This is a genomic window from Mesorhizobium sp. WSM4841, assembly GCF_055811515.1.
Genome location: NZ_JBVVQC010000085.1, coordinates 1 through 1,219, shown reverse-complemented (window position 1 = coordinate 1,219; position 1,219 = coordinate 1). Strand labels below are relative to the sequence as shown.

The 1,219-nt window shown below is 63.0% G+C and carries 1 protein-coding gene; it reads right to left on the bottom strand.

The features are described from left to right. Positions 1–145 precede the first annotated feature (145 nt). Positions 146–1,165, bottom strand: a complete 1,020-nt coding sequence (locus tag AC0L14_RS34725) for a transposase (RefSeq protein ID WP_473752224.1) — start codon at positions 1,163–1,165, stop codon at positions 146–148. Positions 1,166–1,219 lie beyond the last annotated feature (54 nt).

Below are 1,219 nucleotides of genomic sequence, written 5' to 3'. Positions count from 1 at the left end.
GAGCGTTATCCTTGCTGCGGCGGATTGGCTTTTTCGTCGCCTCGGTGGATCGCAGACGTGGCGGATGATTTCGGCAAAGCGCGCCACGATTTTTCCCGGCCGCATCACGATCAGTATGGCGTTGAGGATTGCAGGACGCAGGAGACTATGCAGCCTCCAAAGGGACAGCGATTGCGCTGTGGGTGGTTTCATCTTCACAGGGGGGAGAGTCGAGAACGTCGGTGACGGCCTCGTCGATCATCAGCGCCAGGATCAGATGGGCTGTCAGCCAGCTTCGAGCGAGCCGCTCATCGCGTGCGGGAAGCTTATGGATACCCATTCCACTCTTGAGCCGCTTGAAGGCGAGTTCGACTTGCCAGCGCAGCCGATAGGTTTGCAGAACCTCGTCGGCCGCCAATTCATCGGCTGGGATCGACGTCAGCAGCATGACGAAGCCTGCTGCGGTGAGGGTCATCGGGTGCAGCCTCTTGCTGCCACGTCGCTGATGCCCTCGCCTTGCCGCCTTCTGTGCTTTTTGCGTGGCCTCCTCATCTTGCGCTTGACGATGAGCCTCGCCGGCAAGAGCGGCTTGCCTCGGCTCTTGCTCGTGCGGCCTGAATGCTCCAGGAGCACGCTCATCTCGCAAACTTTCACCGGGCTGCAAGGGCTCAAAGATGGCGTTCCAGTCGACCCGTTGCCCTTCGGGCGTGGTCAGCCGAACACTGTTCCAGCCCGTGCGCACGATGAAGTCGCCGCCCGCCGCCACCACCTTTTCAAGGGACGGGGTACGAGCGTAGGCGCGATCGCCGACAACGATGTCGCCTTGGCGAAGCGGAACACGAAAGAAGCCTTCACCGCCGCGAGCGTCGCTAATCTCCAGATGCGTGAACCGCGCAAGCGCAGGTTCGTAGGTGGCGTGCAGCCGCCAGTCCGTGCCGGCACTGCCGGGGTGCGAGATCGAACTGCCATCGACGACGCGCAGCCGACGCCCCGTCGCCGCGGTACTTTTGACACAAGCGTTTTCCAGCAAGGCGCCTGCGATGCAGCCAAGCCAATCGGCCGCTCCACGCAAGCGCTTCAAAAGAGCAACATCGGAAAGGCTCGCAACGTCGTTCATCCCGGCCCAGGCGGCCGCCGAGCGCAAGCTCATCCCGCCGGGGCCATAGGCCAAGGCCAGACGCAGCAATGTCGCTGCGTCCGCAACATTGCGACGACGTACCAGCGCTCCCGTCGCTCGCGC